Origin of the sequence: Enterobacter sp. UNJFSC 003 (genome assembly GCF_036903355.1) — a bacterium.
GTDB lineage: Bacteria > Pseudomonadota > Gammaproteobacteria > Enterobacterales > Enterobacteriaceae > Enterobacter.
On sequence record NZ_JBAKHK010000008.1, the window covers coordinates 151,009 to 167,607 of the forward strand.

Consider the following 16,599-nt stretch of genomic DNA (forward strand, 5'->3'; position numbering starts at 1 on the left):
TGATAAACGCTTATTGCTGTGCCGCTGCTCCGCAACCGCCGATGATCTTCGAAATAGAGATCGCCGGGTGCAGCAGGTAATCGTAGCTGCAGTTATTTTTGGTATTTTGAACGTGACCGGTGCAGGCGGTCAGAGTCGATAACAGGCCTACCAGAATGGCAGCCTTTGCCAGTTTGAACATACGCAATCCTTGTCTTAAAACGAAAGTTGGATGTAACACGAGGGAATAAATGGAAAAGTTCCATTTCGCGGGCGGTATGTTATCGATAGCGGTAAGAGGGGAGTAGTCCGGTTAAGGACTACCCCAGGCAGGGAGGTTATGCGTTAGTGGCTGGAGAACCAGTTAAGCTTTTCGCGCAGCTCAACCACACGACCCACAACGATCAGCGCCGGGCTTTCAACCTGTTGCGCCAGTTCGCCTAGCTGCGTTAGCACGCCGTCCACCACGCGCTGTTTAATGGACGTACCGTTTTCTACCAGCGCGACGGGCATCTCTTTATCCATGCCGTGTTCCAGCAGTTTTGCCTGAATGGTGGCGGCCTGGTTAAGGCCCATATAGAACACCAGCGTCTGTTTTTCAGCGGCCAGGTTATGCCAGTCCAGTTCACTGCCGGTCTTAAGATGACCCGTCACCAGGCGCACGCTCTGCGCGTAGTCGCGGTGGGTCAGCGGGATACCGGAGTAGGCCGAGCAGCCGGAGGCGGCTGTGATCCCTGGAACCACCGAGAACGGGATGCCAGCATTGCACAACGTTTCCAGCTCTTCGCCGCCACGCCCAAAGATAAAGGGATCGCCACCTTTGAGGCGCACCACGCGTTTCCCTTTCTGCGCTTCACGCAGCAGGATCTGGTTAATTTCTTCCTGCGGAACGCAGTGATAGCCCGCGCGTTTGCCCACAAACACGCGGTCAGCATCGCGGCGCACCAGATTCATGATCTCATCGGAAACCAGACGGTCATAAACGACGGTATCTGCCTGCTGGATCTGCTGTAGCCCTTTTAGCGTCAGCAGGCCTGCATCGCCCGGCCCCGCGCCTACCAGGACCACTTCACCACGATGATCCAGCGGCTCGGCGAGCAGGTGTTCTGTTGTCTCTTCTACCGCGTCCCGATCCTGATTCGCCAGCGATTGCGCCAGCCTGTCATTCACGAAGAATTTTTCCCAGAAGCGGCGGCGTTCACTTACGGTCGCGAAAGTCTGCTTCACGCGTGAGCGTAATTGTCCGGCATAGTGTGCAATCTGGCCAAGATGCTGGGGCAGCAATGCTTCCAGTTTCTCCCGCAGCAGTCGGGCCAGAACGGGAGAGCGGCCGCCGGAAGAGACCGCGATCATCAGCGGCGAGCGGTCGATAATCGACGGCATGATAAAGCTCGCTTCTTTTGGCGCATCCACCACGTTACAGAAGATACGGCGAGATTCGCAGGCGTCACTGACGCGCTGGTTGACTTCATCGTCATCCGTGGCCGCTATGGTCAGCCAGCAGGTATCAAGCAGGGATTCATTGAACTCACCCGGCATGAGCGTGAGCAACCCTTCTTTTGCCCAGGCTTCAAACTGTGGGGCAAAGGCGAGGGCGTTGACGGTGAGGCGAGCGCCTGCTTCTAACAGCAAGCGTGCCTTGCGTTCAGCCACATCGCCGCCGCCCACGAGCAGGCAGTCGCGGTTGTGTAATTGACAAAAAATCGGCAGGTGATCCACGACATTACCTCACAGCATTCATGGAGGGGGTAAGAATTGACGTCAGGATAACAGCAGGAATCGCGCAGAACATACGGTTTTTCCTGCCGTTACCCATAAGGGGCATAAGCCTTTCCAATCGGAAAGGCGAGGGGGTTAGCCTTTCAGCTGCACCTTGCCGTCCTTCACGCGGACGTCGTAATGCTTCACTGAGCAACTCTCATCTTCCATGCAGTACCCATCGCTTAAGCGGAAGCGCTGCTTTTTCAGCGGGCTGGCGACCCACAGTTCACCCTGATGCTCGGCAATTAACCCGCGAGAGAGGACGCTGGCGTCGAAGAACGGGTCAATATTGCTGATGGCATAAACCTGTTCGTCGTGACGCGGGCGGAAAATGGCAACCTGTTCTTTGCCCAGCAGCGCGCAGACGCCGGTTGCCGGCAGAATGTCGTTAATGCTACAGATGTTTACCCACTGGCTCATGCGTTTTCCTCCACCAGAGTCACAGGAATACGTTCGTAAGGTGTCGCCGGACGATGCTGTTCGCGTTCTGCCACAACCTGCACGTTCGGGTCGCGCTGGGTGCTGTTAATAAAGTGTTTGAAGCGCGTTTGCGCCGCCGGGGTGTTGACGGTTTCGGTCCACTCGCAAATCACCGCGTCACGCAGGCGTGCCATCTCGGCTTCCAGCTGTTCGTTCAGGCCCAGCTTGTCGTCAATGATGACCGATTTCAGGTAGTCGATACCGCCTTCCAGGTTATCGAGCCAGGAGGCGGTACGGGTTAACTTATCGGCGGTGCGAATGTAGAACATCGTGAAGCGATCGAGATACTGAATCAGCGTATCGCGATCCAGATCCGCCGCCAGCAGGTCAGCATGGCGTGGCTTCATCCCGCCGTTACCGCATACGTACAGGTTCCAGCCTTTCTCGGTGGCGATAATCCCCACGTCTTTACCCTGCGCTTCGGCACATTCACGGGTACAGCCGGAGACGCCGAACTTCATTTTGTGCGGCGTACGGATGCCTTTGTAGCGGTTTTCCAGCTCTACGCCGAAGCCTACGCTGTCGCCGACACCGTAACGGCACCAGGTGCTACCCACGCAGGTTTTCGCCATACGCAGCGCTTTGGCATAGGCATGGCCGGTTTCAAAGCCGGCTTCAATCAGCTGACGCCAGATTTCCGGCAGGTCGTCTTTTTGCGCACCGAACAGGCCGATACGCTGGGAGCCGGTGATTTTGGTGTAGAGATTAAATTCTCGTGCGATGCGGCCCACGGCCACCAGCCCTTCCGGGGTGATTTCGCCGCCCGCTGAACGTGGGATAACAGAGTAGGTTCCGTCTTTCTGGATATTCGCCAGGAAGTTGTCGTTGGTGTCCTGCAGCGGAGTATGTTCAGGTTTAAGAACATACTCGTTCCAGCAGGATGCCAGCAGAGAACCGACAGTCGGTTTACACACTTCGCAGCCGTAGCCTTGACCGTGCTTCGCCAGCAGTTCATCGAAAGATTTAATGCCTTCCACGCGGATCAGGTGGTACAGCTCCTGGCGAGAATACGAGAAGTGCTCGCACAGGTTGTTGTTCACTTCGATGCCCTGTTTCGCCAGTTCGGCGTTTAGCACCTGCGTCACCAGCGGAATACAACCGCCGCAGCCGGTACCGGCTTTGGTTTCGGCTTTCAGCGCCGCAACGGTGTGGCAACCTTTGTTGATGGCAGAAATCAACATGCCTTTGGTGACGTCGAAGCAGGAGCAAATCTGCGCGCTGTCCGGCAGTTTATCGACGCCAATCGACGGCTTACCGCTGGAGGCGTGAGCTGGGAGAATCAGTGCGTCCGGGTTTTCCGGTAACTCAATGGCGTTCAGCACCAGCTGCAGCAGGTTGCCGTAATCGCTGGTGTCGCCCACCAGTACCGCCCCGAGCAGGGTTTTGTTGTCCTGGCTGACGATCAGGCGTTTATACACTTCTTTGCTTTCGTCGAGATAAACGTAGCTGCGGGCGTTCGGGGTGCGGCCGTGCGCATCGCCGATGCCACCGACGTCGACGCCCAGCAGCTTCAGCTTGGCGCTCATATCTGCGCCGGTGAAGGCGTTTTCGGTACCGAGAATATGGTCAACGGCAACCTGCGCCATTTTGTACCCCGGTGCGACCAGGCCGTAGACGCGGTTGTTCCAGCTGGCGCATTCGCCGATCGCATAGATATCCGGGTCGGAGGTCTGGCAGGCGTCGTTAATCATGATCCCGCCACGCTGCGCAACGGCCAGGCCGCACTGGGTGGCCATCTTGTCGCGCGGGCGAATACCGGTGGAGAAGACGATAAAGTCCACTTCCAGCTCGCTGCCGTCGGCAAAGCGCATGGTTTTACGCGCGTCGGTGCCTTCCTGAACGATTTCTTTGGTGTTCTTGCTGGTGTGAACTTTCACGCCCATGCTTTCAATTTTACGGCGCAGCTGGTCACCACCCATGTGGTCCAGCTGTTCAGCCATCAGCATCGGGGCAAATTCGATGACGTGGGTTTCAACGCCGAGATTTTTCAGCGCGCCAGCCGCTTCAAGACCAAGCAGACCGCCGCCAACGACCGCGCCACGTTTGCTGCGGCGGGCGCAATTTTCGATAGCCTTAAGGTCTTCAATGGTACGGTAAACGAAGCAATCCTGCGTGTCAGAGCCTTTGATAGGCGGGATCCACGGATAAGAGCCCGTCGCCATAATCAGCTTGTCGTAAAAAACCGTGCGGCCGGCGCTGGAGTGGATCACTTTTTCCTGGCGGTTAATGGTGATAGCGCGTTCGCCTACCAGCACCTTTACGCCATGCTTCTCGTAGAAACCTTCACGCACCAGAGAGAGCTCTTCGGCGGTATGATGGGAGAAGTAGGAAGACAGGTGCACGCGGTCGTAAGCCTTGCGGGGTTCTTCACAAAACACGGTAATGTCGAATCGATCGGCATCGGCTTTATCGAGAAGATCTTCGATAAAGCGGTGACCGACCATGCCGTTACCGATGATAGCGAGTCTGACTTTGCTCATTTTTGCCTCGATTTCTTTTCTATTACTGCCTACCTTAACGATTCAGCAGGGGCACTTATTGATGCAAATCAAATACGCCTTCGCCTACTCCTTAGGTAGTATATGACTGATTTGTCAGGATTTTTATAAGTTATGGAAATTGTTGGCTTTTCGCGTTCGTCGATTTTGTGTACAAAAGAGTGGCGTTTTAAAAAATGAGAGCGCCCAAATATCAGCTGCGTTTTTCGGGGAAGAGATATGTCTACAACACCGCTTTGGCTTGTCCAGAATACGCGTTTACCGGGTCGGGAAGGGCTGTGGCAAATCGCCATTGAGAACGGTCGTTTTGGTGACATCACGCCGATGGACGACACGCACGCCGAAAGTTACGAGATTTTAAACGCCCGCGGCGGGCTGGCGATCCCGCCGTTTATTGAGCCGCATATTCACCTTGATACTACCCAGACGGCAGGCGAGCCGAACTGGAACCAGTCCGGTACGCTGTTTGAAGGCATTGAGCGCTGGGCCGAGCGCAAGGCGATGCTCAGCCATGAGGATGTCAAAGCGCGCGCGTGGAAAACGCTGAAGTGGCAAATTGCCAACGGTATTCAGTTTGTCCGCACCCACGTCGATGTCTCCGATCCCACGCTGACCGCCCTGAAGGCGATGCTGGAGGTGAAGCAGGAGGTCGCGCCGTGGGTCACGCTGCAAATCGTTGCCTTCCCGCAGGAAGGTATCCTCTCTTATCCCAACGGTGAGGCGCTGCTGGAAGAGGCCTTACGGCTGGGCGCCGATGTGGTGGGGGCGATCCCACACTTCGAGTTCACCCGCGAGTACGGTGTGCAATCGCTGCATATCGCCTTTGAGCTGGCGAAGAAATATGACCGTCCCCTGGATATTCACTGCGATGAAATCGATGACGAACAGTCCCGCTTTGTGGAGACGGTGGCAACGCTGGCGTATGAGGCCGGTATTGGCGATCGGGTTACGGCCAGCCACACCACGGCCATGCATTCCTACAATGGCGCGTACACATCGCGACTCTTCCGCCTGCTGAAGATGTCTGGGATTAACTTTGTCGCTAACCCTTTGGTGAACATTCATTTGCAGGGGCGCTTTGACGACTATCCGAAACGTCGGGGGATCACCCGGGTGAAGGAGCTGCAGGCCGCCGGGATTAACGTCTGCTTTGGTCATGACGATGTCTTTGATCCGTGGTACCCGCTTGGTACCGGCAATATGCTGCAGGTGCTGCACATGGGGCTACACGTGTGTCAGATGATGGGCTATCCGCAAATCGACAGCGGCCTGAATCTGATTACCCATAACAGCGCCCGAACCTTTGGTCTGAGTGATTACGGTATCGAGACGGGGAATCCGGCGAACCTGATCGTTCTGCCTGCCGAGAGCGGGTTTGAAGCGGTGCGTTGTCAGGTTCCGGTACGCTGGTCGATTCGTCAGGGGAGGATTATCGCCACAACCCAGCTGGCGCAGACGTGGATTCAGATGGACAGCGGGGGAGAAGAGGTGAGCTTTGCCAGAAACAGCCCCTCTGCTGAGCGCAAAGGGGCGTAGGGGATCAGTGAGACGTCACTGCCGCGTTATGCTGGCGGTGGCGGGTCACGAAGCCCAGAGCGAAGCACATCAGGAACACGACGGCGTACAGGCCGTTAGCGGTATGCAGCGCCGCCAGCGGGCCGCTGTGGGCGACGATCGGGCCCGTGACCACGAAGGTCAGCATGGTGCCGATGGTGCCGCAGGTCAGCACGAAGTTCACCAGCTTCGGCGAAGCCACTTTGGTCTGCAGAGAACCCAGCGTAATGATCGAGGTGTAAATCGCGCTTGAGAAGAAGCCCAGGGTCAGAATGAACCACGGCATATGCTCCGGGGAGCCGTTGATGAACAGATACATCAGCACTGTTGCCAGGCCCGCCAGCACGGTCAGAATGCGCTGCAGATCGAAGAAACGCAGAATAAAGCTAAACGCCCACATGCCGAACATGTAAGACATCCAGAAATCGCTCACCAGTTTACCCGCGTCGTTCAGGCTCATGCCCAGGCCTTTCGCATATTCCGGTACCCAGGAGATAAAGCCCAGCTGCCCGAGGATGTAGCACAGGGCGGCGAGGGAGAGGAAAAGCACGCCAATTCCCCACTTTTCCTTCGCGACGGGTTCAGCCGTGCTCTGCGCCTTTTTGCCCAGAACCGGGAAGTCGCAGCCAAAGGTCAGGATAAAGATAGCGACGTAAACCAGACCAATGCAGGCGTACACCCAGTACCATTCAATACTGCGCGCCAGCAGGACGGCAGCCACCATCGGGAAAATCATCCCGGCCATGCTGAAGAACGAATCGGTAAACAGCAGGCGCGCGCCGCGCTGGCGGCCTTCATACATGTGCGTAATCAGGAACGTACCGATCGACATGGTAATACCGCTTACCAGACCGAGTACGAACATGGCTGCAGAGAACAGGGCGATGCTGTGGCTCAGCATCAGACCCGCGACGGCGGCGAGCATCAGCACAAAGCCGAAACGCAGCTGCGTTTTCAGCGGAACGATTTCCATTAGCCAGGCATTCAGGAAGATGGAGATCAGGATCCCCGCGTTGAGGAAGGTGAAGGTGTTACTCATGCTGGAGACGGGGAGCTGGAAATAGTCTGCGATATTTCCCATCACCATCCCGGTGACGATCACCAACGCACCGGTAAGGGCGTAGGAGAAGAAGCTGATCCATGTGAGCTTGATGCGATTGCTGTTAGTCATGTCTGGCCTGTTCAAGATAAAGAAGAGCGCCCATCAGGCGCTGAGAGCGGGCAGATTTTAGTCTCGAAAGTGATCTATTCCTATCTTTTAAAGGAAATATGAGCGCTATTGCAGATTTTTATGTGATCAGCATCACATTAAATGGCGCGATAACCAATCGTTTGCGCGGTAACAACTGTTTCAATTTCGTAAAATTAGGTAAAAGGCTGGTCTCCGTTCATACTGCTCTTTAGAATCAAGCCATTCGCTTTTTATACTGCGCTTTGTTAAGGAATTCTCATGCTCAAATCAACACTGGCGGCTGTCGCAGCTGTGTTTGCTCTTTCTGCCATTTCCCCTGCTGCGCTGGCAGCTAAGGGTGACCCTCACGTCCTGCTGACCACCTCCGCCGGGAATATTGAGCTGGAACTGAATAGCCAGAAAGCTCCTGTATCGGTGAAAAACTTCCTCGACTACGTGAACAGTGGCTTTTACAACAACACCACGTTCCACCGCGTGATCCCGGGCTTCATGGTGCAGGGCGGCGGTTTTAACGAACAGATGCAGCAGAAACAGCCTAACCCACCGATCAAAAACGAAGCGGACAACGGCCTGCTGAACAAGCGCGGTACCATCTCTATGGCGCGCACCGCAGATAAAGACAGCGCAACCAGCCAGTTCTTCCTCAACGTGGCGGACAACGCCTTCCTGGATCATGGCCAGCGTGATTTCGGTTATGCCGTTTTCGGTAAAATTGTGAAAGGAATGGACGTGGCTGACAAGATTTCTCAGGTACCAACCCATGACGTCGGCCCGTACCAGAATGTGCCGTCAAAACCGGTGGTTATCCTCTCCGCGAAAGTGCTGCCGTAATCTTCTTATACACGGGCAATTCTCGCCCGTGTTAGTTAACCCTCCCTGCGAAAGCGCGTTTTGCTGCTTATACTTGTGGCAAACGGATACATTCAGGGAGGCGTTAAGTGAAAAAACTCACCGACAAGCAAAAATCCCGTCTCTGGGAGCAGCAGCGTAACGTCAATCTTCAGGCCAGTTGTCTCCTTGAAAAAGGTAATGGTCCCTCAGAACCCAATATTGAGACGTTGGAACTTGGGCCACCCGCGCCCGGCTTACCCCATCTGTGCCTTATTCATCGCCATTTGTACCGCAGAGAGATGAAGCAGGCAGGCGAGTTCCGTACCGACGATATTTTTAAAGGTGATATTCCCTTCTGCCATTTTGAATACATCGAGAAGATGGGTAATGAGCTGATGGCGGCGCTGGAAAGTGACAGGTATCTGGCAGGCCTTCAGAAAGAGGCGTTTATTGACAGAGTTAGCCACTATTACTGCGAAATCAATATGCTGCATCCTTTTATGCGCGGCAACGGTATTGCCCAACGCGTTTTCTTTGAGCAGTTGGCGATCCACGCGGGTTATGCGCTGGACTGGCGCGATATCGATCCCGAACTGTGGGTGGCAGCTAACCGAAGCGGTGCAACGGGCGATTTGACCGACTTGTCCGCTATCTTTGCCAAAGTAGTGAGCGACGCGCGAGAAACTGAGTAGAATAGGGCGGCCTTTGTTCTGGAGCCGCCATGATCCTGCTGATTGATAACTACGATTCCTTCACCTGGAACCTTTACCAATACTTTTGCGAGCTGGGCGCTGAGGTTATTGTTCGCCGTAATGACGACATCAGCCTGGCCGCGATTGAAACGCTGGCCCCGCAGAAAATTGTTATCTCGCCGGGGCCGTGTACGCCCTCCGAATCCGGCGTTTCGCTGGATGTTATCCGCGAGTATGCCGGTACGCTGCCGATTCTCGGCGTTTGCCTTGGCCATCAGGCTATTGCTCAAGCCTTTGGGGCGACTATCGTGCGGGCTGCAAAAGTGATGCACGGCAAAACCTCCCCCATTACGCACGCCGGAACGGGCGTGTTCGCAGGTTTGAATAATCCGTTAACCGTGACGCGCTACCATTCTCTGGTGATTGACCCGCCAACGTTGCCCGCATGCTTTGAGGTGACGGCCTGGAGCGATACCCGTGAGATCATGGGGATTCTGCACCATGAATGGGATCTTGAAGGGGTGCAGTTCCACCCGGAGAGCATCCTTAGCGAACAGGGCCATCAGCTGCTGGCGAATTTCCTTAATCGCTGAATATCTATTGCCTTGTTGTGATTTTTTATGCATATTTTGTGATTATATTTTCACAATCGATGTGACATAAAATGGATGGGCATGACATGGCAACTGAACAACCTGCAATTACCCGCGCGACTTTCGATGAAGTGATTCTGCCGATTTATGCGCCAGCTGAGTTTATCCCGGTAAAAGGGAAAGGCAGCCGAGTCTGGGATCAGCAGGGTAAAGAGTATGTTGATTTCGCGGGCGGGATTGCGGTGACGGCGCTGGGCCATTGTCATCCTGCGCTGGTGGAGGCGCTGAAAACCCAGGGCGAAACCCTGTGGCACACCAGCAACGTGTTCACCAACGAACCGGCGCTGCGTCTTGGCCGCAAGATCATCGAGGCGACCTTCGCTGAGCGCGTGCTGTTTATGAACTCGGGCACCGAAGCCAACGAAACCGCCTTCAAGCTTGCGCGCTATTATGCCTCCACGCGCCATAGCCCGTACAAAACCAAAATTATCGCCTTCCATAACGCCTTCCACGGTCGTTCCCTGTTTACCGTCTCCGTTGGCGGTCAGCCGAAGTATTCCGACGGTTTTGGCCCAAAACCTGCCGATATCATCCACGTACCGTTTAACGATCTGCATGCGGTGAAAGCGGTGATGGACGATCATACCTGCGCGGTGGTGGTCGAGCCGATTCAGGGGGAAGGTGGCGTAACGGCGGCAACCCCGGCGTTCCTGAAAGGGCTGCGCGAGCTGTGCGATGAGCATCAGGCGCTGCTGGTGTTTGATGAAGTTCAGAGCGGGATGGGGCGTACCGGCGATCTCTTCGCTTACATGCACTACGGCGTGACGCCGGATATTCTGACCAGCGCCAAAGCGCTTGGCGGCGGCTTCCCGGTAAGTGCGGTGCTGACCACTCAGGACATCGCTTCGGCGTTCCACGTGGGGTCGCATGGTTCTACCTATGGCGGTAACCCGTTGGCCTGCGCCATTGCCGGTGCGGCATTCGACATCATCAATACGCCGGAAGTGCTGAACGGTGTGAACGCGAAGCGCGAGCTGTTCGTGAAGCATTTGCAGCAGATAGATGACCAGTTCGACGTGTTCAGCGAGATCCGCGGCATGGGACTGTTGATAGGTGCTGAGCTGAAGCCGCAGTACAAAGGCCGCGCGCGCGATTTCCTGCATGCAGCGGCTCACGAAGGGGTGATGGTGCTTAATGCCGGGCCGGACGTGATGCGTTTTGCGCCATCGCTGGTGGTGGAAGAGAAAGATATCAAAGACGGGTTAGCTCGTTTTGCAGCGGCGGTCGCGAAGATCGTGAAAGGCTAATACTCGGTTCGCTTCAGCCGACGGGTTAACCAAATCCCGTGATGCGGACGCTGACGCCATGCCACTGATGAAATGGTGTGCATGGTGTTCAGATGCCCCAATATGCGCTGCAAATGCTGCTCCAGAGTGCTCATGGGGCCGTGGGTCAGCGTTTCAGGCGCTTCCAGAATGTTCGAATCTCCCGCCTCGCCCGGAGCGTCATACTCCAGACGCTGTTGACACCGCTGCAGGGCAATTTCACACGACTGCAAATAGCGCTGCGCCAGATCCGGCGTCAGCATGGTGTGCTCGCGCGCCAGCGTGGTCATGGCGTTGATATGCTCGACGATAAACTGACTGTGGGTAACCCAAAGCTTCATATCTGCCAGATAGTGCGCGTTAAACCCGGGTTCCTGCATCGCCTGGTTCAGCGAGTTAAACAGGGCGTTATGCGCCTGGTTGACCTTCATCCGCTGATACGCCAGCGGCGAGGGCTGCGGATCGTCGCTCAGGATCAGGCGTATGGCCTGCTGGTCCGCTTCCAGCGCATCGTGGGCGTTCTGCCTTAACAGCCCACTCTGCCACTGCGGCCACAGCCAGACCATGCCGCCGAAGGCAATCAGACAGCCAATTAGCGTATCGACCAGTCGGGCGACAATAAACTGTTCGCCATTGAGCGTGAGCAACTGCAAGGTGTATACCGCCGTCACGGTAAAGCCCACCATCGCCCAGCCGTAATTTTTGCGAATAATCAGGTAGCTCACTACCGTAATTACCAGCATACCCGCCAGCGTATAGCCGTCCGGGACGTGGAAGTGCAGCGTCACACCCGCAATAATTAGCCCGGCCAACGTCCCGCCCGCCCGATGCAGAATACGAACCCGCGTGGCACCGTAGCCGTTTTGTGTGACAAACAGCACGGTCATTAATATCCAGTAGGGCTTCGGCAGATGCAGGGCCATCCCCATCAGGCTGGCGATACTGAGCATCACGCTAATCCGCGCGGCGTTGCGCAGCGCGGCAGATTTCAGGGAGAGGTAACTTTTCAGCGCAGGCAGAAGCGGCAGGCGTTTTTGTTTGTCGGCCATCAGGTCGCGGGGATAGAGCGGACGCTGCGTTCGCAAGACGCGCGCGATGCGGCTAAAGTGCCAGGCGGCAAACTGGCCGACCGGATTTTCCGCGTGCTGGCGCGCAATTTTTTCCAGCGCACCGAGCTGTTTTTCCATGTTAAAGCGCGTGGGGTAGCGATGATAGAGAATGTCATCCGCCAGCACGCGCAGGCGCGCCGACACGGTTTGCGCATTCCAGCGGATCACCGCTTCGGCGTGGCTTTGCTCGACCAGCTTTTGCACCTCCTGCGGATGATGCAGGCTAACGGAGATATGCTCCTGCAGATCCAGACCCACCTGGAAGGTGCGCAGTAGCCGTTTGTAATCATGATTCCGGTTGGCGGCGAGCATGTGCAGCTGCTGATAGCACTGGCTGATCAGATCGACCACTTTTTGCTGACGCGCGAGCAGCGGCGGTAGCGATTTTTCCGGGTCGGTATGCTGGGTGAGCAGGGTATATTTAGCGTCGCAATAGTCCGCAAGCTGCACGTAGAGCAGGCTCAGGGATTCGCGCAGCGGCTGCTCCCGCCACATCCAGAACCAGAACCAGTTAAACAGCCCGTACCACAGCGTGCCAAGGGCGTAGATCAGCAGCGGTTCCCATACCGGCATATTCCCAGCAAGGCTCAGCGTGAAGATGGCGGCAATGAGCGAGGCGGGAAGCAGGCGGGCATGCAGCGAGCTGATTTCGGCAGTCACGCCGAGGGTCATCGCCAGCACGGTTAATATCAGAGGGAGAGGAATGTCCCGGGCAAGCAACAGCTGCACGGCGAGGCTACATCCTGCAAACAGGCTGCCACCAATAATCAGGCGTTTGAAAAAGCGCTTATGCGGCGTGTCCAGACCGGCGATGTTGCAGCAGGCGGGCACGAGGGAAAACAGCAGACCCTGTTGCAGGTGTCCGAGGAGCAGACCTACGGCCACAGGAAGGCACAACACCAGCGTTTGTCGCAGTGCGTAGTTAACTTCCGGGTGATAAATCAGCCTGCGCCACATGGGGAATAGAGACAAAAACGGCGTGTCACCTTGCGATGACACGCCGTTTTACCGGAATTAACGGGTCCCGTAGACCACGATAGTTTTACCGTGGGCAGAGATCAGGTTCTGGTCTTCCAGCATTTTCAGGATACGACCCACTGTTTCACGGGAGCAACCGACGATCTGACCGATTTCCTGACGGGTAATTTTAATTTGCATGCCGTCCGGGTGGGTCATGGCGTCTGGCTGTTTCGCCAGGTTTAACAGTGTCTGCGCGATGCGACCGGTAACGTCCAGGAAGGCAAGGTTACCCACTTTCTCTGACGTGACCTGCAGACGGCGTGCCATCTGCGAAGAAAGACGCATCAGGATGTCAGGGTTAACCTGAATCAGCTGACGGAATTTCTTATAAGAAATTTCAGCGACTTCACATGCAGTTTTTGCACGAACCCAGGCGCTACGTTCCTGGCCCTCTTCAAACAGGCCCAGTTCACCGATGAAGTCGCCCTGGTTCAGATAAGAAAGGATCATCTCTTTCCCTTCTTCATCTTTGATCAGCACTGCCACCGAGCCTTTAACGATGTAATACAACGTTTCCGCTTTTTCACCCTGGTGAATCAGCGTGCTCTTCGATGGGTACTTATGAATGTGGCAATGAGACAAGAACCATTCGAGAGTCGGGTCTGTTTGCGGTTTGCCAAGCACCATGCGCGGTTATCCTCTGTTATAAGCTGTCACCAGAGCCATAAGATGCATCCGGACTCTGGGGTTGCAATCGAATTCTTACCCATACCCTGGGAAGTCGGCTGTCGTAACGTTTCGCAGCCAGTAAAGTTTGATGTCCTCTGCATACATGTGTAACGTCAATGTATTACTGTAGCATCCAGAGTGTTTTAGCATAGCTTTTGCCGCGTGTCTCCTGGTGTCTCGCTTCAGCATGATGCAGGTCGCCTTCCGTTGCGAGAATTGTAACGCACGCGTAATCTGTCACCAAAAATGCAACGTCGGAGTTATGTATATGCAAGCGCGTGTGAAATGGGTTGAAGGTTTAACGTTCCTGGGCGAGTCCGCTTCAGGACACCAGATTTTGATGGATGGTAACTCCGGTGACAAAGCGCCAAGCCCTATGGAAATGGTGCTGATGGCGGCGGGGGGATGCAGCGCGATCGACGTCGTTTCGATCCTGCAAAAAGGTCGTCATGATGTGACCGATTGCGAAGTTAAGCTCACGTCAGAACGTCGCGAAGAGGCGCCACGCCTGTTCACCCACATTAACCTGCACTTTATCGTTACCGGTAAAGAACTGAAGGATGCGGCGGTATCACGCGCGGTCGATCTGTCCGCGGAGAAGTACTGTTCGGTGGCGTTAATGCTGGAGAAAGCGGTGAACATTACGCATTCGTATGAAGTGATCGAGGCCTAATGAAGGGGCATCGTGCGTTCTGATGCCCCCACCCTAACCCTCTCCGTGTGGGAGAGGGAATAGGATCACGCGATCTGCTTACCTTCCATCAACCGCTGTACCAGCGGCGTCATGATTAATTCCATCGCCAGCACCATTTTTCCGCCCGGCACCACCAACGTATTCATGTGCGAAATAAACGAGCCCTGCAGCATCGCCAGCAGCCACGGGTAATCGATCCCTTCGAGATTGCGGAAATGAATCACCACAAAGCTCTCATCCAGAGAGGGTATCGTTTTGGCGGCGAACGGGTTGGAGGTGTCCACCGTGGGGACGCGCTGGAAGTTGATATGGGTGCGGGAGAACTGCGGCGTCAGGAAGTTAATGTAGTCTTCCATTGAGCGGACGACCGAATCCATCACCGCCTCGCGCGAGTGACCGCGTTCGCTGATGTCACGGGTCAGCTTCTGGATCCACTCAAGGTTAACAATCGGCACCACGCCCACCAGCAGATCCACATATTGCGCCACGTCGTGCTGAGGGGTCACCACGCCGCCGTGCAGCCCTTCGTAAAACAGCACGTCGGTGGGTTCCGGCAGCGGCTGCCAGGGCGTAAAGGTGCCGGGTACCTGGTTCCAGGGCACGGCTTCATCGTAAGTGTGCAAATACTTGCGGGATTGACCCTTGCCGCTCTGGCCGTATTCACGAAACGTTTGTTCCAGCAGGCCGAAGTCATTGGCTTCCGGGCCAAAGTAGCTGATGTGTTTACCCAGATCGCGTGCCTTACGGATGGCCATGTCCATTTCAGGGCGCGTGTAGCGATGAAAGCTGTCGCCCTCAACCTCTGCCGCCCGGAGATTCAGCTGGGCGAAAATCTTGCGAAAGGCGAGGCTGGTGGTGGTGGTTCCCGCACCGCTTGAGCCCGTAACGGCAATAACCGGATGTCTGGCAGACATAGCAACTCCCTGACTGGAAAGGTTTAACGATCAGCCGTGAAACGCGCTGCGGGGCATGATGTTGACTGTCTCGTGGAGTTCAGACCATACCAATATCACGTCGCCGCTTTTAAGCTGGCGTTTTACATCGCTGACCTTTTGTTCAAGAGAACGTTCATGTTCACCATAATCGGTGCCTTCACGTAATACAAAGCTTTCAATCAGGCTATCGAGCGTTTCGGGAGCGAGATCTTGCCAGGGAATAATCATTGAGCACCGTCCAGATAAGCGGTTAACCAGTCAGGAATACGCGTCTCCAGCCACATTGTTGGCCGACGCAACGTACCGCCGACAAATCCTACGTGGCCGCCATGCTCGGTCAGCTGGTAGTGGACGTTGGCAGGCAAAAATTCCTGGGCGGGGATGGAATGATGATCCATAAACGGGTCATCTTTGGCATGAATGATGAGCGTCGGTTGGGTGATTTTGCTGAGCAGCGGCATCGCGCTGCACTGGCGATAGTAATCAATCGCATCGGCAAACCCGTGAATTTTAGCCGTGATCAGGTCGTCGAACTCGCGAATTCGGCGCACTTTTTTCAGCTGTCGCAGGCTTACCGGCAGAGTGTCAGGGTAGGCCTTGAGCTTACGCGCCGCGTTGGCTTTCAGCAGGTTAAGCAGATAACGCTGATACACACGGGAAAACCCTTTTTCCATATGATAGCTGCACTGCTCCAGCATGAAGGGGGCTGAGACAATAACCGCCGCCTCTAGCGGTACCGTATTGCCCTCTTTCGCCAGCAGGCAGGCCAGCATATTACCGCCCAGCGAATAGCCCACGGCCGCCGTCGGCACCGTGCCAAAGTTTTCTCTCAACCAGTGTAAAAACCAGGTGCCGTCTTCGGTTTCACCAGAGTGATAGATGCGCTTCTGGCGGTTTGGTTCGCCGCTGCAGCCGCGAAAGTGCATCACCACGCCGAGCCAGCCGCGCGCTTTGGCCGCCTGGATTAAACCATGGGCGTACGGGCTGCGCAGACTGCCTTCCAGCCCGTGAAAGACCACCAGACGGGGTTTATGTTTGGCCTGCTCCGGCGCTTCGCTCCAGGCGAGATCCAAAAAGTCACCGTCCGGCAAATCCAGCCGTTGCCAGTGCGGAGTGAACTGCACTTTGCGGCGGATCAGGCGCGGCAGCATGGTCTGCAGGTGGCAATTGGCCACGCCGCGCATGGGCACAAACTCTGCGCTCTCTTCGCCTGCAATGTTGAAGTCTGATGGAATGATTTGGGTCATAACGGTGATGCTAATTATTG

At 55.7% G+C, this 16,599-nt stretch carries 16 protein-coding genes; 6 read left to right on the plus strand and 10 right to left on the minus strand.

What is annotated here, in order from left to right:
• Window positions 1-10: 10 nt before the first annotated feature.
• The 4 genes from V5P19_RS17740 to nirB form a co-directional block, all read right to left on the minus strand.
• Window positions 11-181, minus strand: a complete 171-nt coding sequence (locus V5P19_RS17740) for a YhfL family protein (protein ID WP_334405624.1) — start codon at window positions 179-181, stop codon at window positions 11-13.
• Window positions 182-324: 143 nt separating this feature from the next.
• Window positions 325-1,698 (minus strand): siroheme synthase CysG, encoded by a 1,374-nt coding sequence (gene cysG / locus V5P19_RS17745; protein ID WP_334405626.1) that lies wholly within the window; start codon window positions 1,696-1,698, stop codon window positions 325-327.
• 135 nt (window positions 1,699-1,833) lie between these two features.
• Window positions 1,834-2,160: a nitrite reductase small subunit NirD gene (nirD, locus tag V5P19_RS17750; protein ID WP_334405627.1), complete on the minus strand. Its 327-nt coding sequence runs from the start codon at window positions 2,158-2,160 to the stop codon at window positions 1,834-1,836.
• Window positions 2,157-4,700, minus strand: coding sequence for a nitrite reductase large subunit NirB (gene nirB, locus V5P19_RS17755; protein ID WP_334405629.1), 2,544 nt, complete (start codon window positions 4,698-4,700; stop codon window positions 2,157-2,159). Before nirB ends, nirD begins: the two co-directional genes overlap by 4 nt.
• Before the next feature lie 237 nt (window positions 4,701-4,937).
• Here nirB and V5P19_RS17760 point away from each other — a divergent pair, with 237 nt between their 5' ends.
• Complete coding sequence (locus V5P19_RS17760; protein ID WP_334405630.1) at window positions 4,938-6,254, plus strand: cytosine deaminase; 1,317 nt, start codon at window positions 4,938-4,940, stop codon at window positions 6,252-6,254.
• 4 nt (window positions 6,255-6,258) lie between these two features.
• Here the strand turns inward: V5P19_RS17760 and tsgA are convergent, their stop codons facing one another.
• Window positions 6,259-7,443 (minus strand): MFS transporter TsgA, encoded by a 1,185-nt coding sequence (tsgA, locus tag V5P19_RS17765; RefSeq protein WP_334405632.1) that lies wholly within the window; start codon window positions 7,441-7,443, stop codon window positions 6,259-6,261.
• A 279-nt stretch (window positions 7,444-7,722) separates the two neighbouring features.
• Here tsgA and ppiA point away from each other — a divergent pair, with 279 nt between their 5' ends.
• The 4 genes from ppiA (at window position 7,723) to V5P19_RS17785 (ending at window position 10,887) form a co-directional block, all read left to right on the plus strand.
• Window positions 7,723-8,295, plus strand: coding sequence for a peptidylprolyl isomerase A (ppiA, locus tag V5P19_RS17770; RefSeq protein ID WP_334405634.1), 573 nt, complete (start codon window positions 7,723-7,725; stop codon window positions 8,293-8,295).
• 107 nt (window positions 8,296-8,402) lie between these two features.
• Complete coding sequence (locus tag V5P19_RS17775; RefSeq protein WP_334405636.1) at window positions 8,403-8,987, plus strand: putative adenosine monophosphate-protein transferase Fic; 585 nt, start codon at window positions 8,403-8,405, stop codon at window positions 8,985-8,987.
• A gap of 29 nt (window positions 8,988-9,016) precedes the next feature.
• Entirely contained in the window at window positions 9,017-9,580 is a 564-nt protein-coding gene (gene pabA, locus V5P19_RS17780; protein ID WP_334405638.1) for an aminodeoxychorismate synthase component 2, read from the plus strand.
• Window positions 9,581-9,666: 86 nt separating this feature from the next.
• Window positions 9,667-10,887, plus strand: a complete 1,221-nt coding sequence (locus tag V5P19_RS17785) for an aspartate aminotransferase family protein (protein ID WP_334405640.1) — start codon at window positions 9,667-9,669, stop codon at window positions 10,885-10,887.
• On the opposite strand, the gene V5P19_RS17790 is transcribed toward V5P19_RS17785, so the two are convergent.
• Both V5P19_RS17790 and crp read right to left on the minus strand, forming a co-directional pair.
• On the minus strand, window positions 10,884-12,971 hold the full coding sequence (locus V5P19_RS17790) for a YccS/YhfK family putative transporter (protein WP_334405697.1): 2,088 nt from the start codon (window positions 12,969-12,971) through the stop codon (window positions 10,884-10,886). The two genes, V5P19_RS17785 and V5P19_RS17790, sit on opposite strands and share 4 nt — an antisense overlap.
• 57 nt (window positions 12,972-13,028) lie before the next feature.
• Window positions 13,029-13,661, minus strand: a complete 633-nt coding sequence (crp, locus tag V5P19_RS17795; protein WP_000242758.1) for a cAMP-activated global transcriptional regulator CRP — start codon at window positions 13,659-13,661, stop codon at window positions 13,029-13,031.
• Window positions 13,662-13,971: 310 nt separating this feature from the next.
• Here crp and V5P19_RS17800 point away from each other — a divergent pair, with 310 nt between their 5' ends.
• Entirely contained in the window at window positions 13,972-14,376 is a 405-nt protein-coding gene (locus V5P19_RS17800) for an OsmC family protein (RefSeq protein ID WP_119937652.1), read from the plus strand.
• 65 nt (window positions 14,377-14,441) lie between these two features.
• Here V5P19_RS17800 and V5P19_RS17805 read toward each other — a convergent pair whose 3' ends face one another.
• From V5P19_RS17805 to V5P19_RS17815, 3 genes are read right to left on the minus strand one after another with little or no spacing between them, the layout of a single operon-like run.
• Window positions 14,442-15,311 carry a phosphoribulokinase gene (locus V5P19_RS17805; protein WP_334405643.1) on the minus strand — a complete coding sequence of 290 codons (870 nt, stop codon included), beginning with the start codon at window positions 15,309-15,311 and terminating at the stop codon, window positions 14,442-14,444.
• A 30-nt stretch (window positions 15,312-15,341) separates the two neighbouring features.
• On the minus strand, window positions 15,342-15,560 hold the full coding sequence (locus V5P19_RS17810) for a YheU family protein (protein WP_334405645.1): 219 nt from the start codon (window positions 15,558-15,560) through the stop codon (window positions 15,342-15,344).
• Entirely contained in the window at window positions 15,557-16,579 is a 1,023-nt protein-coding gene (locus V5P19_RS17815; RefSeq protein WP_334405647.1) for a hydrolase, read from the minus strand. Before V5P19_RS17815 ends, V5P19_RS17810 begins: the two co-directional genes overlap by 4 nt.
• Between the last annotated feature and the right edge of the window lie 20 nt (window positions 16,580-16,599).